16 protein-coding genes are annotated in these 17,907 nt (G+C 67.8%); 2 read left to right on the forward strand and 14 right to left on the reverse strand.

Going from position 1 to position 17,907, the window contains the following annotated elements; all coding sequences use genetic code 11:
* Positions 1-3: 3 nt before the first annotated feature.
* Positions 4-1,317, reverse strand: coding sequence for a GDSL-type esterase/lipase family protein (locus tag ACXJKM_RS28975; RefSeq protein ID WP_457356519.1), 1,314 nt, complete (start codon positions 1,315-1,317; stop codon positions 4-6).
* The gene (locus ACXJKM_RS28980) at positions 1,314-2,975 is read right to left on the reverse strand and encodes a GH35 family beta-galactosidase (protein ID WP_457356520.1); all 1,662 of its coding nucleotides are present in this window, start codon (positions 2,973-2,975) and stop codon (positions 1,314-1,316) included. The genes ACXJKM_RS28975 and ACXJKM_RS28980 overlap by 4 nt, the downstream gene beginning before the upstream one ends.
* Before the next feature lie 311 nt (positions 2,976-3,286).
* Here ACXJKM_RS28980 and ACXJKM_RS28985 point away from each other — a divergent pair, with 311 nt between their 5' ends.
* Together ACXJKM_RS28985 and ACXJKM_RS28990 are read left to right on the forward strand one after the other, a co-directional pair.
* Positions 3,287-4,015, forward strand: coding sequence for a FadR/GntR family transcriptional regulator (locus ACXJKM_RS28985; protein ID WP_457322484.1), 729 nt, complete (start codon positions 3,287-3,289; stop codon positions 4,013-4,015).
* A gap of 144 nt (positions 4,016-4,159) precedes the next feature.
* Entirely contained in the window at positions 4,160-4,891 is a 732-nt protein-coding gene (locus tag ACXJKM_RS28990) for a FadR/GntR family transcriptional regulator (RefSeq protein ID WP_056197505.1), read from the forward strand.
* 22 nt (positions 4,892-4,913) lie between these two features.
* Here ACXJKM_RS28990 and ACXJKM_RS28995 read toward each other — a convergent pair whose 3' ends face one another.
* From ACXJKM_RS28995 to ACXJKM_RS29050, 12 genes are all read right to left on the reverse strand, one after another.
* A complete protein-coding gene (locus ACXJKM_RS28995; protein ID WP_056197503.1) occupies positions 4,914-6,449 on the reverse strand; it encodes a UxaA family hydrolase in 1,536 nt (511 codons plus the stop codon).
* A complete protein-coding gene (locus ACXJKM_RS29000) occupies positions 6,439-6,768 on the reverse strand; it encodes an L-rhamnose mutarotase (RefSeq protein WP_056197501.1) in 330 nt (109 codons plus the stop codon). Before ACXJKM_RS29000 ends, ACXJKM_RS28995 begins: the two co-directional genes overlap by 11 nt.
* 14 nt (positions 6,769-6,782) lie before the next feature.
* Entirely contained in the window at positions 6,783-7,913 is a 1,131-nt protein-coding gene (locus tag ACXJKM_RS29005; RefSeq protein WP_457356521.1) for a mannitol dehydrogenase family protein, read from the reverse strand.
* Between the two features lie 157 nt (positions 7,914-8,070).
* Complete coding sequence (locus ACXJKM_RS29010; protein WP_457356522.1) at positions 8,071-9,081, reverse strand: zinc-binding alcohol dehydrogenase family protein; 1,011 nt, start codon at positions 9,079-9,081, stop codon at positions 8,071-8,073.
* A gap of 4 nt (positions 9,082-9,085) precedes the next feature.
* Positions 9,086-9,934, reverse strand: coding sequence for an amidohydrolase family protein (locus ACXJKM_RS29015; protein WP_457356523.1), 849 nt, complete (start codon positions 9,932-9,934; stop codon positions 9,086-9,088).
* On the reverse strand, positions 9,934-10,953 hold the full coding sequence (locus ACXJKM_RS29020) for an aldo/keto reductase (protein WP_457356524.1): 1,020 nt from the start codon (positions 10,951-10,953) through the stop codon (positions 9,934-9,936). Before ACXJKM_RS29020 ends, ACXJKM_RS29015 begins: the two co-directional genes overlap by 1 nt.
* A 30-nt stretch (positions 10,954-10,983) precedes the next feature.
* Positions 10,984-11,925, reverse strand: a complete 942-nt coding sequence (locus tag ACXJKM_RS29025) for a substrate-binding domain-containing protein (protein WP_457356525.1) — start codon at positions 11,923-11,925, stop codon at positions 10,984-10,986.
* Positions 11,926-11,955: 30 nt separating this feature from the next.
* On the reverse strand, positions 11,956-12,939 hold the full coding sequence (locus tag ACXJKM_RS29030; RefSeq protein ID WP_457356526.1) for an ABC transporter permease: 984 nt from the start codon (positions 12,937-12,939) through the stop codon (positions 11,956-11,958).
* Positions 12,936-14,498, reverse strand: a complete 1,563-nt coding sequence (locus ACXJKM_RS29035) for a sugar ABC transporter ATP-binding protein (protein WP_457356527.1) — start codon at positions 14,496-14,498, stop codon at positions 12,936-12,938. The genes ACXJKM_RS29030 and ACXJKM_RS29035 overlap by 4 nt, the downstream gene beginning before the upstream one ends.
* A gap of 97 nt (positions 14,499-14,595) precedes the next feature.
* Positions 14,596-15,294 (reverse strand): substrate-binding periplasmic protein, encoded by a 699-nt coding sequence (locus tag ACXJKM_RS29040; protein ID WP_457356528.1) that lies wholly within the window; start codon positions 15,292-15,294, stop codon positions 14,596-14,598.
* A gap of 123 nt (positions 15,295-15,417) precedes the next feature.
* Positions 15,418-16,860 carry an MFS transporter gene (locus ACXJKM_RS29045; RefSeq protein ID WP_457356529.1) on the reverse strand — a complete coding sequence of 481 codons (1,443 nt, stop codon included), beginning with the start codon at positions 16,858-16,860 and terminating at the stop codon, positions 15,418-15,420.
* A partial coding sequence (locus ACXJKM_RS29050) for a glycoside hydrolase family 1 protein (protein ID WP_457356530.1) occupies positions 16,857-17,907 on the reverse strand: 1,051 nt, incomplete at its 5' end. The genes ACXJKM_RS29050 and ACXJKM_RS29045, both read right to left, overlap by 4 nt.

The following is a 17,907-nucleotide window of genomic DNA, read 5'->3' on the forward strand; positions in this document are numbered from 1 at the left end:
GCGTCATGGCGTCGACCTCAGCAGCTTCTGCAGCGTCGGCGCCATGGACCGCTGCCAGATGTCGTAGCCCTTGGCGTTGGGATGCAGCAGGTCGGGCATGACGTCCTTGCCAAGCGTGCCGTCGGTATTGAGCAGCGCGGCATTGATATCCAGGAAGTGAACGCTGCGGCCGTCGGCCAGACCTTCGAGGAGCTTGTTGACGCGCTGGTTGATGCCACGCAGGAAGTCGTCGGGCTTCTCGCCGCGCGGGAAGATGGCCAGCATCAGCAGCTGGGTCTTGGGCAGGCGCTGGCGCAGCTCGTCGAGCAGGCGCTTGATGCCGGCGGCCGTTCGCTCCGGCGCCTCCGCGCGGTGGCCGGTGTTGTTGGTGCCGATCATCAGCACGGCCACCTTGGGCGCGATGCCGTCGACCTCGCCGTGCTGAAGCCGCCACAGCGCGTTTTCGGTGCGATCGCCGCCGAAGCCCAGCGCCAGTGCGTGCAGGGGCGCGTAGTGGCGTTGCCAGACCTCGCTGCCGTCCTTCTCCCAGCCCTGGGTGATGGAGTCGCCGATGAAGACGACTTCGGGCGGCGTGCCGGCGGCGATCAGCCGGGCCTTCTCCTGCAGCTTCTGTTCGTGGCGCGGCTGCCACCAGTCGACGGCCCAGGATTCGTTGAGCATGGCCGGCGTGACGGACTCGGTGCGGTAGTCGGGGCAGGCCAGCCCGGCCTTGGCCGTGCGCGTGATGCGCACGTTGGCGACGCTGACGCGGCCCGTGCCGGTCGCGTCGATGGCGAATGGCAGCCTGACCTTGGAGAAGTCGGCGCCTTCGCGCGTGAAGCAGCTCATGGCCAGGGCGACGTGCTGCCAGCCCTTGCCGGCCCAGCTGCGGGCCGGCTCGATGAGGTTGACGCCGCGCTCGCAGCCGTCGCCGCAACTGAGCTTGGCACGCACACCGCCCTTGGCGAGTTCGGCCACATCGAGGTCGAACTCCAGCGTGCCGCCCAGGTAGGGGCGCAAGTCCAGCGGCTCGCGGCTTTCGATGCGCAGCGTGGCCTGCCAGAGATCCTTCCAGTCCAGCAACACGGCCTCGCGTTTGCCGCCGGTCGTGAGTGCGCTAGCGGCCAGCGTGCTGGCTCGTGCGTAGTCGGCGGTCGGCGCCGGGACGACGACGCCGTCGCCTGTCAGCTCGACCTGTTTCTCCCAGTGGCCGACGACAGTGCGCCAGGCGGCCGATGGCGCCGGCAGGAGGGTGATGTCGGGCGCTGCCTGCGCCAGGGCGCCCAGGGCCGCCGTGGTGAGCAGCGCGCCTAGGATTGCCGTGCGAACGCCGCTCACTTGTAGCGCCCCATCTTGACCTTCAGCACGCGCGGGTTCGCGACGAAGTTCAGGCCCCAGTCGACCTGGTCGCCGTTCCAGCGGCGCTCCGTCACCCACTTGCCGCTGGCGTCGAAGTGGCCTTCCTCGGCGTATTCGATCAGCGCGCGGCTGCTGCCTTCGATGTCGTCGATGCGCACGCGTGCCTGCTGGCCCACCAGCAGGAATTCGTCGTCGCCGATCTGCGCGATGGACACGCCACCGACGAGCTTGGCGGCATGCGCCGGCGCCTCCTTCTGGTTGCCCGGCCATTCACGCTCGCCGAACTGCCACTGGCCGAAGGTGACGTGGGCCTTCCAGCCCTTCATCGTGACGAACTGATCGGCATGGTCGTCGGGCTCGGACACGCCGTGCGTGCGGCCCTCGAAGGCCCATCGCGCCCACTGGCGCTGCATCGGCCGGAAGGCGGCGAAGATCTTGGCGAAAGGCTCCAGCGTGGCCTTGTCGTTGGTCTTGGCGCCGAGCGGGTAGTTGGCGTAATCGAAGTAGTCGATGCCGAAGGGCGAGACGCCGATGGAGCCGCTGCCCAGGATCTGATAGAGGTAGCGGGCATAGAGCTCGGCATTGCCGATCTCGGGCACGAACAAGGCGTTGTCGGGACGCTTGAACTTGGCCAGATTGGCGTTGAGCTTGGCCGACTCGGGGTTGTAGATATCGGGGCCGACGATGTCGATGGCGGGCGCGGCGGCCTTGTAGATGTCGATGACGTCGTAGGTCGGGCCGCCGCTGGCGAAGTTCTTGTTCCAGGGCTTGGGCGGCTGCTCCAGCGGGTCGCGCAGCGCGTTGTTGACATACATCGGCAGGTCGTAGACGGCGCGGCCGGCCTTGGCGATCTCGCCGATGTAGCGGGCCTTGGCCCAGGCGTGGAAGTACTCGTCGGCGTAGTCGCCGTAGACGGCGCGCCAGTTGCCCTTGGCCGCGCCCGGCACCGGCGCCTTCTTGCGCGCCAGCACGGCGGCTGGCACGTCGGCTTCGAAAGCGGCCTGTGCCGTCTTGCCGAAGTCGCGCACCAGGCCGAAGGTGCCAACCTCGTTTTCCACCTGCACCATCAGCACGGTGCGCTCGTTCTCGTCGATCTTCTTCAGGTGGGCCATCAGCGCCGTGAAGGCTCGTCTGTCGGCCTTGAGCGTTTCTTCGCCGAGGGGCGAGAGGCAGTAGCTGTTCTTGCCGTCCGGCTCGACCATGCGCGGGAAGCGCTGGTTGTCGAACTTGACCCAGGCGGGCGTGTACTGCGGGCTGGTGTTCTTCCAGGTGCCGAACCACAGCAGCACCACGCGCACCTTGTTCTCGCGCGCCTGCTTGACGAGGGTGTCGACGAAGGAGAAGTCGAAGTGGCCTTCGACGGGTTCGATCTGCTCCCAGGCCACCGGCACCTCCACGGTGTTGGCGTGGATGTCGGCAATGGCGGGCCAGACCTTCTTCAGCGCCTCTGGGTAGTTGCTGGAGTTGTGGACCTGGGCGCCCAGGATGGTGAATGGCGCGCCGTCAACGATCAGCGCGTGACGGCCGTCGCGCTGGGCGAGGCGGGGCATGTCGGCCGCGAGGGTGGCCGTGGCGGCGAGGGGCAGGGCAACCGCCAGCGCCACTTGGGCGAGACGGCGCGAAAGAAGATTCGGCATGGCGGCGGGAACGGGCCGGCCAGCACTTGCGCGCCGGCCGGCAGAGGGATCAATAGGTGCAGCGAACCTGGAGGGTGTCGCGGCGGCCTGAAGCGAAGGCAGTTCGCGCTTTCAGGCCGATGGCCTGCGGCGTTCGGTCAAACCACTTTGGTATTGCCACTTTGCCATTTCGACTTTTTGGTAAGACCAGTGAATACCCTAATTGATCCTGCACAAAGGGGCTATTCAGTGGGATTTTCGTGACGTGGCCGCGAGTTTCGCAATTTGGGGCGTTAGCATGTGGTCAGTCCAATTGCCACATCCAGGGAAACATGGCTCAACACCCTCGCGGTAGCGACACGCGCCGCCAGTACCAGTTGGTCGCGGACCGCATTCGAGCCTTGATCGAGACGGAAGGCCGAGAGGCCGGGTCGCGGCTGCCGGCGGAGCGTGACCTCGCCTTGCAGCTCGGCGTGTCACGGCCGTCGTTGCGCGAGGCACTCATTGCACTGGAGATCGACGGCCGCGTCGAGATCCGCGGCGGCTCGGGCGTGTATGTCTGTGCCGGCCAGGACCAGGGCGATGTGGCAACGTCGGCCCTGGGAGACAGCCCCGGCGAACTCATGCAGGCGCGGGTCGTGCTCGAAAGCGCGGTCGTCACGCTGGCGGCAGCCCGGGTCACGCCGGCTGGATTGCAGCGTATCGAGGAGGCCTTGCAGGCGATGCGTGAAGACCATGCCTTTGGGCGCAAGCCGGTCGAGGCCGACCGGCGTTTTCACTTGGGCATTGCCGAGATGTGCGGCAATTCGGTGCTTGTCGGCATGGTGGGAACGCTGTTCGATGGCCGCCATAGCCCGATCTCCTCGCGCATGAGCGGGCGCTTCGAGCCAACGCATGCCTGGCACGTGGCGCTGGCGGAGCACCAGGCCATCCTCCATGCGCTGGAGGCGCGCAACCCGCAGGCTGCGGCTGCCGCGATGGGCAGCCACCTGCTGGCGTCGCACGGCCGATGGATCGGCGAACCGTCCGATCCGCCGGCCGGGGCGGCTGTCGCCGACTGAGGCAACGACCAGCCTCGCGCCGGCATGGCGCCTCAAACGGTCAGATCCTTGAGCGATTTCGCCAGGGTTTTCCTTGCGAAGCCGAATCTTTCGCGTGGCGCGCGATAGCATTTGGTCAGTCCAATTTTTTGATTCAAGTGAGCCATGGCCAGTCAACCTCGCGGCGGCGGCGACGCCCGCCGCCAATATCAGCTGGTCGCGGACCGGATTCGAGCGTTGATCGAGACCGAAGGCATCGCCGACGGATCACGCCTGCCGGCGGAGCGTGAGCTGGCGCTGCAGCTGGGTGTGTCTCGGCCATCGTTGCGCGAGGCGCTGATCGCGCTGGAGATTGACGGCCGCGTCGAGATCCGCGGCGGCTCGGGCGTGTACCTCTGCGCCGCCACCGAGCGCGGCAATGTGGCGACACCCGCGTTGGGCGAGAGCCCCGCCGAGCTCATGCAGGCGCGCGTCGTGCTCGAAAGTGCGGTCATCACGCTGGCCGCGGCCCGGGTCACCAAGGCCGGGCTGAGGCGCATCGAGGACGCGTTGGAAGCGATGCGCGAAGATCACGCCCATGACCGCAAGCCTGTCGAGGCGGACCGGCGCTTTCACCTCAGCATTGCCGAGATGTGCGGCAATTCGGTGCTTGTCGGCATGGTGGGAACGCTGTTCGACGGCCGCCACAGCCCGATCTCCTCGCGCATGAGCGGGCGTGTCGAGTCAACCCACACCTGGCAGGCGGCGATGGCTGAGCACGAAGCAGTCCTGCACGCGCTGGAGGCGCGCAACCCACAGGCCGCAGCGGCGGCCATGTGCAGCCATCTGCTGGCCTCGCACGGTCGCTGGATCGGCGAACCGTCCGAATCGGCTGTGCGGCGCGCCATCGCCGTCTAGCGCGGCGCTGGCACCACGCGCCTCACATGACGGCGCCCAGCTGCCAGGGCACGAACTCGTTGTCACCCAGGCCATGCTGCTCGCTCAGCGTGAGACGGCCCGACGCCGTCTCCACGATCAGCCGGAACAGCGCCTCGCCAGCCTCGGCCACCGTTTGCGAGCCCTCGACGATGCCGCCGGCATTGAAGTCCATGTCCAGGGGCATGCGCTCGAACAGGCGGCTGTTGGTGGCGAGCTTCAGCGAAGGCGTGGGCTTGCAGCCATAGGTCGAGCCACGCCCCGTTGTGAAGCAGATCAGGTTGGCGCCACCGGCCACCTGGCCCGTGGCTGACACGGGGTCGTAGCCCGGCGTGTCCATGAACACCAGGCCGTGCGCCTGAACGGGCTGCGCGTACTCGACCACGTCATTGAGCGTGCTGCTGCCGCCCTTGGCCACGGCGCCCAGCGACTTCTCGAGGATGGTGGTGATGCCACCCGCCTTGTTGCCGGGCGACGGGTTGTTGTTCAGCTGCGCGCCGTGCAGGGCGGCATACGTCTCCCACCACCGGATGCGGGCCAGCAGCCGCTCGGCCACTTCAGGTGATGCGGCGCGCGCGGTGAGCAGGTGTTCGGCGCCGTAGATCTCCGGCGTCTCCGACAGGATGGCCGTGCCGCCGTGGCGCACCAGCAGGTCCACCGCGGCGCCCAGTGCCGGGTTGGCGCTGATGCCGGAATAGCCGTCCGAGCCACCACATTGCAGGCCGATGACGAGATGGGACAGCGCGACCGTGCTGCGTCGCGCCGTGCTGGCCTGCGCGGCCAGTTCGCGGACCAGCTGCTTGCCTTGCTCGACGGCTTCGCGGGTACCGCCGGCCTGCTGGATCGTCAGCACATGGATGCGTTCACGCGCTGCGGCAGGCAGGCCCTGCACCAGCGGGTCGACCTGATTCACTTCGCAGCCCAGGCCGATCAGCACCACGCCGGCAAAGTTCGGGTGGGTCGCGTAGCCGCGCAGCGTGCGGCGCAGCAGTTCCAGGCCTTCGCCCTCGGCGCTCATTCCGCAGCCGCTGCCGTGCGTGATGGCGACCACGCCGTCCACGCCAGGGAAGGCAGCCAGCGCCTCGCCACTGAAAGCCTGGGCGATGGCCTTGCAGACGGTCGCCGAGCAGTTCACGCTGGAAAGCACGCCGATGTAGTTGCGCGTGCCGACGCGGCCGTCATTTCGCACGAATCCCTCGAAACTGGCCGCCTCGCCAGCGGCCAGTGGCGCTGCGGGCGAGCGGCTGGCCGCCTGGGGTGGCGCTTCCTTGGCCATGTCGACGTTGTGGACGTGCACATGGTCGCCGGCCTGGATGGCGGTGCTGGCCACGCCGATGGGCTGGCCGTACTTCAGTACCACCTCACCGGGCGCGATGGCGCGCAATGCGATCTTGTGGCCCGCGTCGATGGCAGCGCGAACACGCAAGGCAGCACCACCCGGCGCGGCGATTTCTGCGTTTTCCGCCAGCGCCACGCGCGCCACGGCGACGTTGTCGCTGGCGTGCAGCAGGATCAGCGGCGGCGCTTCGTCAGTCGACATGGAAGACGCACTCCATGGCTGCCCAGTGCTCGCCAGGCGCGCGGCTTTCCAGCGGACGCTGGCAGGGGCTGCAGAAGGTCCACCAGCGGCGGGTTTCGGCGTCGGCGGCGATGGCCGCCATGTCGGCCTCGTAGTCGCTGCCGTGGTATTCCCAGCAGCCGAACAGCAGGTTCTCCGGCTCGCGCAGGAAGATGCTGTAGTTGCGGATGTTGGAGGCGGCCAGGCGCGCCAGCACCGCGGGCCAGACGGCCGCGTGCAGGCGCTTGTATTCGGCGATACGGTCCGGCTCGATGCCGATCACCATGCCCATGCGTTGCATTGCGTGTTCCTTGTTCATTGCGCGGCCAGCGCGGCGTTCAGCCGGGGCTGCACCAGGCCGGGCACATGCAGCCGTGCTAATTCAACCACTGGACGCAGGCGCCGTGATTTTTTCTGTTCATGGTTCTGCGCGATGTCGGCCAGCCGATGGGCCAGGAAGGGGTTCAATAGCCGTTCGCGCAGGGCAACCAGGTAGTCCCGCGCCTGATCGCCCTGGCCCAGCGCGTCGAACACCGGCAGCACCTCCTGCTGCCAGGCGGCTTCGAGCGGCTCGCGCAGCGCCGGGTCCTGCATGGCCTGCAGCACTGTCATGTCGGCTGCAAGGCGGCCCTTCTGCCATTGCTCAGCGAGCAGTGTGTGGCCAAGATTGAGCAAGAAGAGCTTGAGCCGTTCGAAGCGCGCGAGATCGTCGGTGAGGACGACGTCGGGATGTCGACAAGGCAGCTGCAGCCGCGGCTGCGCCTCGACGGCCCACAGTGCATAGGGCTCGGCCACGGCGCCGACCGGCTCCAGGGCCTCGGACACGATGCGATCCACCAGCGAATTGGCCCACACCGGCCGGGCCTGCAGCCAGTCGATGAAGGCCGGCTTGCACTGCCATTGGCGCGCCAGCGCCACGACGAGGTCGCGCAGCGCGTCGCCGTTGCGCGACACCAGCTCGCAGGGCAGCAGCGTCAGCTCTGCGTCGGGCTGCGCCTGCCAGCGGTCGTGCAGCAGCACGAGCAGCTTGGCGGGGAAGGATGAGGGCGCCGCGGCGTCGTCGGACAGCAGGGCGACGGCGTCAGCAGCGTCCAGCACCCAGCCACCGTCGCCGGTGTTGGAAACGATCACCTGCACAGGCCCCCGCATGCGCCCGCGCACGGCGGGCCAGTCCGTCGCGGCATGGAAGGCTTCGCGCACGGAGCGGCAGGTTCTGCGCTCTTCCACGGGCTGGCCCTGCGCCAGGCCGCGCACGATGACGTCGAAGCCTTCGGCACGGGCCATGGCCTGGGTGCGCATCGTGCTTGCCGGGTTGCCGGTGCTCTGCACCACCGTGATGCCGCCCAGCGCCTCGCCGCGCTCGGTGGCTTCGCTGACGAAAAGGTCGACATGTGCCTGCAGGAAGCGGCTGGTGCCGAACTGCAGGATGGGCTGGCCTGGGTTCATGGGTGCCGAGCGGTTTCGAATTCAGGCATCGCGGGCCGAGCGCCGGGCCGCTCCCAAGCCGGCCCGCCAGGGCGATGTGCTTGCCGGTCGAACCGGCAAGCATCGCCGTCCCCTCGGGGGACCGGCCAAGGTACTCCTTGGACGAGGGGCTTCATGCTCAGCATTCGACGATGGCTTTGATGACGCCCTCGGCAGGGTCCAGCAGGCGCGGGAAGCCGGCGGGTACGTCGGCCAGCGTCAGCCGGTGCGTGGCCAGCGCCACGTCGGGCACCAGACCCTCGCGCATCGCCTTCATGACGGTCTCGAAGTCTTCCGTCGTGGCGTTGCGGCTGCTGAGCAGCGTCGCCTCGCGCTTGTGGAACTCCGGGTCGGAGAAGCGGATATCGCCCTGCACGATGGACACCAGCACATAGCGCCCGCCATGGGCGATGAAGCGAAAGCCGCGCTCCATGGCGCCTGGGTTGCCGGTGGCGTCGAACACCACGTCGAAGAACTCACCCTCGGTGAGCCGCGACAGTTGCTCCTCGTCGCCTTCACCCAGGGCCACGGCCGCAGTGGCGCCGGCATGGCGCAGCGCGAAGTCGAGGCGGTCCTGGCGGCTGTCGAGGGCGGTGACGATGGCGCCACGCAGGCGGGCGAACAGCATTGCACCGATGCCGATGGGGCCTGCGCCCACCACCAGCACGCGCTGGCCGGCCGCAACCTCGCCGCGGCGGACCGCGTGTGCGCCGATGGCCAGGAACTCCACCATCGCGGCCTGGTCCAGCGTGATGCCATCGGCCTTGCCGACGAAGCGCTGCGGCACGCTGACATATTCGGCAAAGGCGCCGTCGCGATGCACGCCCAGCACCTGGATGCGAACGCAGCAGTTGGTCTTGCCCTGGCGGCAGGCGATGCAGTGGCCGCAGGACAGGTAGGGCATCACGTAGACCGCGTCGCCCGGCTTCAGGCCGCTGTCGGCGTCGGCGTCCTCCACGATGCCCGAGAGCTCGTGCCCCATGACGCGCGGGTAGCTGAGGTAGGGCTGGTGGCCGGTGAAGATGTGCAGGTCTGTGCCGCACACGCCCACGCGCTTCACGCGCAGCAACACCTCCGCGGGGCCGCGCTCGGGGCGAGGGCGTTGGTGAGCGACGAGAACGCCGGGGGATTCGCAGGAAACAGTCAACATGGTTCTAGGTGGTGGAGGCGAGGCGGTAGAGGCGAGCGGCATTGCCCCCGAAAAGCGCCTGCAGGTCGTCAGGTTGGGGAACCGGGTGGAATTGGCGGGCCAACTGGTGGGCGAGCTGCCACCAGTCGGCGTAGTCGGCAGCCAGGCGCAGCACGGGCCAGTCGCTGCCCCACAGCAGGCGGCGCGGGCCGAACAGCGTCCAGAGCGCTTGGGCGTAAGGGTGCAGGGCCGCCGCATCGCGGCGCTCGCCTGCCTCGGTCAGCAGGCCCGAGAGCTTGCAGTGCACCTGGGGGAGGGCGGCCAATGCGGCGATGTCATTGCGCCAGGGCTCGAGCTCGCCGCGCGCGATCAGGGGTTTGGCAGCGTGGTCGATGACGAGGTTCAACCGCGGGTGGCGTGCGGCGAAACGGCACAGCGCCGGCAACTGGCGCGGCAGCACCAGCGCGTCGAACACCAGGCCATGGCGCTGCATGGCCTCGGCGGCCGGGCTGCAGGCCGGGTCGGCGATCCAGTCGTCTTCGGGCAGGTCCTGCAGCATCGGGCGCAGGCCCTTGAGCAGCGGGTGGCGGGCCAGCGCGGCGATCTGCGCTGCCGCATCGGCGGCCTTGAAGTCCACCCAGCCGACGACCCCGCGCACCCAGGGCGTGCGTTCGGCAAGTGCCAGCATCCAACGGGTGTCGTCGATGCTCGGCAAGGACTGCACGAGCACGGTGGCGTCAATGCCGGCGGCCTGCAGGTGAGGTGCGAGATCCTCGGGGCCGAAGTCGCGGTGGATGGCCTGCAGCGAAGCGGGCGGCCATTGGCCCTCGCGATCGGCCAGGCGCCAGAAGTGCTGATGTGAGTCGACCTTCATCAGTCGTCCTGGAGGTCGCGCTCGGGCAGAGGCGCATTGCCGGCAATGAGGCCACGGCCGCGCAACCGATGCCAGAGCTCGCGCGGGATGGCGCGCTCCAGCCAGGCGGCGTTGGCTGCGACCTGTTCAGGCGAGCGCATGCCCGCCAGCACGCTGACCACGGCCGGATGCGCCAGCGGAAACTGCAGCGCCGCGGCCTGCAGCGGCACGCCGAACTCGGCGCAGGTTCCGTCCAGGGCCTGAGCCTGGCGCATCACCTGCGGCGGCACGCCGCCATAGTTGTACTTGGCCTGTCCGGCCAGCAGCCCCGAATTGAAGGGGCCGCCAATGACGACGCGCACGCCTGCAGTTGCGCATTGGTCCAGGAAGCCCAGGCTGCCTTGCTCCAGCAGCGTGTAGCGGCCGGCGAGCAGCACGCAGTCCAGGGGGGCGGCGGCGATGGCGTCCTGCGCCACTTCCCATTCGTTCACGCCCAGGCCGATGGCCCGCACGACGCCCTGGCTGCGCAGTTCCTCCAGTGCCCGGAAACCACCGGTGGTCAGCGCGTGCCAATGAAGGTCGTGCTGGTCGCCGTGGGTCAAGCGGCCGATGTCGTGGACGAGCAGCATGTCGATGCGCGCCAATCCCAGTCGCTGCAGGCTGTCCTCGAAGGAGCGCATCACGCCGCTGTAGCTGTAGTCATACACCGGGCGGAAGGGCAGGGGATTGGCCCAGCCGTCGCTGCCGGCCGCCACTTTCGGGTCGGAATGCATGAGGCGCCCAACCTTGGTGGACAGCACGAAGCTGTCCCGCGGCTGGCGCGACAGGAACTCGCCGACGCGGCGTTCACTGCGCGTGTAGCCGTAGAAAGGGGCCGTGTCGAAATAGCGCACGCCGGCGCCCCAGGCGGCCTGCAGCGTCGCGATGGCCGTGGCGTCATCCACGGCCTCGTAAAGGCCGGCCAGGGCCGCGGCGCCCAGGCCCAGCGTCGTCAGCTGCAGGCCGGCGCCGGTGAGAGGGCGGCTGGGAAGGTGATTCAAGCGCGGCATTGAAGTTCGTCGCTTGTCGACTCAGTACAGGACGGCCTTGGCCTCGGGCGACTGCAGGTTGGCCTTGTTGACCCACACGACGCCGGTGTCGCGGAACTTGGGCACGGGCTTTTTCTGCAACACGTCGGAGATGGTCTTGACGCCCAGGTAGCCCATCTGGAAGGAGCTCTGCACCGCGATGCCCGTGAGCGTGCCGTCCTGGACGAACTTCTGCAGGTCCTGGTTGCCGTCGAAGCCGATGGCGACCAGCTTGCCCGCGCGGCCGCTCTGCACCAGCGCGCGGCCCATGCCGACGGCGGTGGGCTCGTTGGCGCCGAAGATCGCCTTGAGGTCGCGGTGGGCGGCCAGCACGTCGGTGGTCTGGTTCATCGCGGTGGCCATCTGCGACTGCGAATAGAAGGGCCCGACGATCTCGAGCTTGGAGTTGGCCTTCAGGTAGCTTGTGAAGGCGCCGACGCGCCCGACCTCGGAGCCGGCCCCGGCAACGAAGGACATGACGGCCACCTTGCCGGTGGTGCCGACCTTCTCGATCAGCTGCTTGGCGCAGAGCTCACCGGCGGCGCGGTTGTCCGTCGTCAGAAAGGACTGGTAGTAGGGCTTGCCGGCCTCGGACACGTGCGAGTCGATCAACACGACGGGGATGCGCGCTTCCCAGGCCTTCTTGATGACCGGCACCAGCGCGTCGGGGTCCGACGGGCCGAGCACGATGCCGGCCACCTTGCGGTTGATGGCGTTCTCGACGAGGTTGACCTGGTCGGCGATGGCTGATTCGCTGGCCGGGCCGGAGAAGGTCAGCGTGTGGCCGGCGATCTCCTTGATGGCGGTCTCGGCGCCCTTGTTGACGTTCTGCCAATAGGTCGAGTTCGTGGTCTTGACGATGACGGCGATCTCGCCGGCTTGGGATGCGGTGCCGAGCAGAGCCAGGCAGGCGCTCACGAGCGCGTGAATCAAAGGACGGGGCATGGGATGTCTCCTGAGGAATGGAACCGGTCTTCAGCGCCGGTTGCGGAGTTGGTCGATCCAGACGGTGACGAGGATGACCAGACCGATGATGATCTGTTGTGTGAAGGACGAGACGCCGTTCATGTTCAACCCGTTGCGCAGGATGCCGATGACGAAGGCGCCGATGAGCGTGCCGGAGATGGTGCCGACACCGCCCAGCAGCGAGGTGCCACCGATGACGGCTGCCGCGATCGCATCGAGCTCGTACATCACGCCCTCGTTGGGCTGCGCGGTGACGAGGCGGGACATCAGCACGCAGCCGCACAGGCCCGCCAGCGCGCCCGAGGCGATGTAGGCAAACATAGCGACGCGCCCGACGTTGACACCCGACAGCCGCGCTGCCTCGCCGTTGGAGCCGACAGCGTGCAGATGCCGCCCCAGCGTCGTGCGCCGCAGCAGGATGCCCGCGACGATGGCCAGCACGATCATCAGCAGCACCGGATAGGGGATGCCGGGGAAGACGATATCGGGGAAGCCCTGCTCGTCGATCTTCTCGATGCGCCACAGCGCGCCGTTGCCCAGTTCGCCAAAGGCTTCGCCCAGACCGGAGATGGCCCGCGCGTCGGTGAGCTGCAGCGCGACGCCGCGCGCCACCAGCATCATGCCCAGCGTGGCGATGAAAGGCGGCAGGCGCAGGCGGGTCACACACAGGCCGTTGATGGCACCGCACAGCGCGCCGACGACGACGCCGATGGCCATGGCCGGCGGCACCGGCATGCCGTTCTTGACCAGCATGCCCGCCACCACGCCCGATAGCGCCAGCACCGAGCCCACCGACAGGTCGATGCCGCCGGTCAGGATGACCAGGGTCGCACCGATGCCCAGGTAGACGATGGTGCTCACCTGCAGCGACACCGTCATCGCGTTGCCGACCGAGAAGAAGGCGTTGCTCGTCAGCGAGAACACCAGCACCAGGATGAGCAGGCCCGCCAGCGCGGCAAATTTTTGGATCAGGTCTTTCTGGCGGTCGTTCATGTCGTCGGTTCGAGGGATGCCATGGAGGGCTTGGCCGGCTCGGATGAGCCGACGGAGGCATGGTGCATGATGTCGTGCTGGCTGCACGTGCGGGTGTTCAGCAGCGTGGCGAGCTGGCCCTGGCGGAACACCGCCACGCGGTCGCTCAAGCCCAGGATCTCCGGCAGCTCGGAGCTGATCAGCACGACGCCCACGCCTTCGGCCGCGAGCCGGTCCATCAGCTCGTAGATGGCGTACTTGGCGCCCACGTCGATGCCTCGGGTGGGTTCATCGAACAGGATCACGCGCGCTTCACGGAACAGCCATTTGGCAATCACCACCTTTTGCTGATTGCCGCCCGACAGCAGCCGGGCGATCTGGTCCGGCGACGGCGTGCGGATGCCGAGCTGGCTGATGAAGCGCTCGGCCGTGCTGCGCTCGCGCGCCGCGTCGATGAAGCCCAGGCCGCTGGCCAGCGCGCCCAGGTTGGCCAGCGTGATGTTGTGGGCCACGCTCATCTTCACCGCCAGGCCGTGGGCCTTGCGGTCTTCGGAGACGTAGGCGATGCCGGCAGCGATGGCATCGCGCGGCGAGCGGATCTGCAGGCGTTGGCCATCCAGTTCGATCTCGCCGCCATCGACAGCATCGGCACCGAAGATGGCCCGTGCGACCTCGGTGCGGCCGGCGCCGACCAGGCCGGCCAAGCCGAGGATCTCGCCGCGCCGCAGCTCGAAATCCAGCGGCCCGAAGACACCCTCACGCCGCAGGCCGCGCACCCGCAGCAGCACTTCGGTGGAAGGTTGGCGCGTGGCCGGCGGGAACTGCTGGTTCAGCTCGCGGCCCACCATCAGGCTGACGATCTCGTCGATCGACGTCTCGGCCCAGTGCCGGGTGGTGATGTAGTGGCCGTCGCGCAGCACGGTGACGCGGTCGACGATGTGGTCCAGTTCGTCGAGCCGGTGCGAGATGTAGACGATGCCCACGCCGGAGCGCTTCAGTTCCTGCACCACCGCCAGCAGGCGGGAAGCGTCCGCCTCGCCGAGCGATGACGTGGGTTCGTCCATGATCAGCAGCCGCGCATCCATCGACAGGGCCTTGGCGATCTCGACCATTTGCTGCTGCGCGATCGACAGGGCCGAAACCTCGGTATCCGGGTCGATGTCCATGCCCAGCCGCTGCAGGCAGGCGAGCGCGCCTTTGCGCTGCTGAGCCCTGTCCACAAACCAGCCCCGCCGCGGCTCGCGACCCAGCCAGATGTTCTCGGCCACGGTCAGGTGGGGCACCAGGTTCAGCTCCTGGTGAATCATGACGATGCCGAGTTCCTGCGCGTGATGCAGGCCGCCGATGCGAACGGGCTGGCCGTCGATGCGGATCTCGCCTTCGTCGGGTGTATAGACGCCGCTCAGGATCTTCATCAGCGTCGACTTGCCGGCGCCGTTCTCACCGCAGATCGCGTGGACCTCGCCGCGACGAACGTCCAGCTCGACGCCCGACAACGCGGTGACGCTGTCGAAACGCTTGCAGACGCCGCGCATGCTCAGCAACGATGAAGTGGAGGACTCGGCCTGGAGCGAGGTCATCGCGACAAGGTTTCCTTAATAGTCAAAATATTGGTCATGCCACTTTGCCATATGGAAAATTTGGTAAGACCAGTGAATACCCGGGCCGGATTGCCGATCAGCGGTAGCGATTCAACAGCTTCTCCAACGTGCCGTCGACGCGCATGCGATCGATGACGCGGTTCAGAGGCTGAAGGAGGTCGGCCTTGGCCGGTGACAGCGCGCAGCCCAGCCGGTAGGGCTCGACCTCGAGCACTTCGCGCAGGTTTGACGTCGGATGGCTCTTGACGTAATGCGCCAACGCGGCGCGGTCCGTCACGGCGTAGCGGACTCTCCCCAGGGCCAGACGACGCAGATTCGTCTCTGCGTCGGCGACGTCCTCTCGGGCGATCGGCCGCGCCAGCACCTGATCGATTGCCGGGTAGCGGTAGCCCAGCACGGTGCCAAGTGGTTCGTCGCGCAGATCCTGCAACTGCGACACGGCGGGCGAGTCCGGGCCGGCCGCGATGATGCCCGTGCCCGACAGGAAAAGCTGCGTCCAGAGCACATCGGCCTCCAGCCATTCCGGCTTGGCGTAGCACAGCAGATCGGCGGCACCAGACTCCACGGCCAGGGCCGCGCGTTTGCTCGGGAGCGGCAGGAAAACTGGGCTCAGCCCCAGTTGCCGGGCGAACACCTCGCCCAGGTCCTTGAGCAAACCTGCGACGGGTCGCTGCTCAGCCATCCTGAGCACCGGCATCGACTGGCTGGTCGGCGCCACGATGCGCAAGACCGCCGGTTCAGCGGGACATGGGCACACCCACGCGAGCAAGGTCAAGGTCAGGGCGAGCAGATGCCATCGAGCCCAGGAAGGGCGTGGGCTCTTCTTGCATTCCTGCATCATCGTTTTGGGGTGCTTTGCGTCGACCTGGGTGGCGAAATCAACGCGCTCCGGTGGCTGTCATACCTGCCCCCGCGTGGCTTCCAGCTGCACGCGGATCTCGGCCATGCGCTTCTCGGTCAGCTCGAAGCGCAGCAGCGACAGCAGCGCCAGCACCAGGCCGATGACGGGGATGGTGGACAGCAGGATGCGCATCATAAAAATGGCGTGCGGCGTCTGCAGGGCCTCCAGCTTGGCGTCAAAGCCGGTGAACTGCAGGATCCAGCCCGAGGCGCCCGTGCCCAGCGCGATGCCGACCTTGGAGATCCACGACTGGCAGGCCGAGAACGAGCCCTCGCGGCGCTGGCCGGTCTGCATCTCGTCGTAGTCCACCACGTCGCCCAGCGTGGCGTTGTACAGCGTCCAGAACCCTGCACCTGTGAAAGCCACGAAGCCACAGGCCAGCAGCTGCAGATAAGGCCGCGCCGGGTCGTACAGCCACCAGTCGCCGATGAAGGCGCAGATGGCCAGGAACAGCACTGCCGCCAGGCCGACCCGCTTGCCCTGGCGGCGCGCGATCCACGCGAAGAAGGGGATGCCCGCGAAGCCGAAGGCCATGCCCGACAGGCCCATGGCCGTGTTCCACTTCGCGCCCTCCACGACGTTGCCGCCGCAGACGTAGTAGACCGTCGCGTAGTAGCCGAGCGTGCCCACCATGGCCGTGCCGGTGCCGTAGGCCAGCATCATGCCCAGCACATGGCGGAAGGGCCTGCAGCGCAGCGTGCGCCACAGCGTGTCGGCAAACGGGATGTGGGTCTGTGTGCGCGACACCAGCTTCTCGTAGTAGCGCTCGCGCACCAGCAGGAAGATGGCGATGGAAGCAGCCACCATGATGGCGCCGAGGATGGCGCAATAGGTCTGCGCGCCGCGCAGGATGTCGGGCTTGCCGTTGGCCTGGTTGAAGATGGCCAGCGTCGTGAACTGGGCGGCGAAGAACATCGCCAGCTCGGGCCCCTTCTGGATGGCGTTGCGGATCGCCATCACCATCGTGCGCTCGTGGTAGTCCGGCGTCATCTCCGCACCAAGGCTGCTCCAGGGCATGTTGAAGCAGCTCATGATGGGCACGTAGATCACCGTGCTGACCAGCATGAAGATGAAGTACTCGGATTGGGTCCACCCCTTGCCGACAGCGAACATCAGTGGCAGGCCGATGCCGGCAAGCACGCCGCCCACCAGGATGAAGGGACGGCGGCGCCCGTAGCGCGTGCGCGTGTTGTCCGACAGCCAGCCGAAGACGGCGTCCGAGCCGGCGTCGACGAAGATCTTGATCATCTGCACCGTCGAGATCAGGCCGGGGGCCACGCCGAGGAAGATGTTGAAGACCTGGTAGGCCAGCGACGGATAGAGCCAGTGGCCCCACATGTCCAGGATGGACCCGAGGCCAAAGCCGATCTTCTGCCGCATCGGCAGGCGATCCGCCGCCGGCGGCACGACGCGCTCCAGGTGAAGGGTGCTCGCGTTCACAGGATGCACCGCTCGCGCATGACTTCGGCGTAGTAGCGCGCCGACAGCTTCGGGGTGCGCACCTGCGTGGCGTAGTCGCAGTGCACGATGCCAAAGCGCCGCTGGTAGCCGTCTTCCCACTCGTAGTTGTCGATGAAGCTCCACAGGAAGTAGCCGTGCAGCGGCACGCCGTCGGCAATCGCGCGGTGGGCCTCGCGCAGGTGGTTGCGCAGGAAGTCGCGGCGGTGCAGGTCCAGCACCTCGCCGTTCACGACTGGCTCGTCGTTGTAGCCGCAGCCGTTCTCGGTGATGTACAGCGAAGCGTGGCCGTACAGCTCATGGCAGAAACGGGTGGCCCAATAGATGGCCTGGGGCACCAGGTTGAGCCAGAGGCTGTCGGCGCGCGGGTAGTTGGCCGGCAGCGGCACGGCCTCCCAGGCGGCGCCATCCTTGCCGGCGCGCACGTACGTGGCGGTGTAGATGTTCAGGCCCAGGTGGTCGGTGGGCAGGCTGATGAGCTCGAAGTCACCGGGCAGCACCTGCGGGGCATCGCTGCCCACGCGGGCCAGATAGTCGGCCGGGTAGTGGCCGGCGTGCATGGCGCCCAGCACGTGCGCGTTCTTCTCCAGGAACCAGGCCTTGGCCGCGGCGATGTCGGCCGGTGTCTCGGTGACGGGCACGCAGACATCGCAGTTGTCGGTCAGGCCGACCACGGCGCCTGCGCCGCCGAACTCGCGCACCGCGCGCACGCCGTGGCCGTGGCACAGCAGCGCGTGGTGGAAGGTCTGGTTGACGACGGCCGCGCTCTCCTTGCGCCCCGGTGCCTTGGTGCCATAGCCGTAGGCCAGTTGCGTGAAGCAGCGGATCTCGTTCATCGTGATCCAGTGCTTCACTTCACCAGCGAAGGCCTTGACGACCGTGTCGGCGTAGCGGCCGAAGGCGTCGACCGTCACGCGCGACGTCCAGCCGCCGCGGTCTTCCAGCGCCTGCGGCAGGTCCCAGTGGAAGAGCGTCACCCAGGGCTCGATGCCGTGCTTCTTCATGCTGGCGAAGAGGCGGTGATAGAAG

The sequence above is a fragment of the Roseateles sp. P5_D6 genome (assembly GCF_054049415.1).

Coding starts and splice junctions, on each gene's coding strand:
- ACXJKM_RS28980 (WP_457356520.1), bottom strand. CDS start 2,975: ATGCCGAATCTTCTTTCGCGCCGTCTCGCCCAAGTGGCGCTGGCGGTT.
- ACXJKM_RS28985 (WP_457322484.1), top strand. CDS start 3,287: ATGGCTCAACACCCTCGCGGTAGCGACACGCGCCGCCAGTACCAGTTG.
- ACXJKM_RS28990 (WP_056197505.1), top strand. CDS start 4,160: ATGGCCAGTCAACCTCGCGGCGGCGGCGACGCCCGCCGCCAATATCAG.
- ACXJKM_RS28995 (WP_056197503.1), bottom strand. CDS start 6,449: ATGTCGACTGACGAAGCGCCGCCGCTGATCCTGCTGCACGCCAGCGAC.
- ACXJKM_RS29000 (WP_056197501.1), bottom strand. CDS start 6,768: ATGCAACGCATGGGCATGGTGATCGGCATCGAGCCGGACCGTATCGCC.
- ACXJKM_RS29005 (WP_457356521.1), bottom strand. CDS start 7,913: ATGAACCCAGGCCAGCCCATCCTGCAGTTCGGCACCAGCCGCTTCCTG.
- ACXJKM_RS29010 (WP_457356522.1), bottom strand. CDS start 9,081: ATGTTGACTGTTTCCTGCGAATCCCCCGGCGTTCTCGTCGCTCACCAA.
- ACXJKM_RS29015 (WP_457356523.1), bottom strand. CDS start 9,934: ATGAAGGTCGACTCACATCAGCACTTCTGGCGCCTGGCCGATCGCGAG.
- ACXJKM_RS29025 (WP_457356525.1), bottom strand. CDS start 11,925: ATGCCCCGTCCTTTGATTCACGCGCTCGTGAGCGCCTGCCTGGCTCTG.
- ACXJKM_RS29030 (WP_457356526.1), bottom strand. CDS start 12,939: ATGAACGACCGCCAGAAAGACCTGATCCAAAAATTTGCCGCGCTGGCG.
- ACXJKM_RS29035 (WP_457356527.1), bottom strand. CDS start 14,498: ATGACCTCGCTCCAGGCCGAGTCCTCCACTTCATCGTTGCTGAGCATG.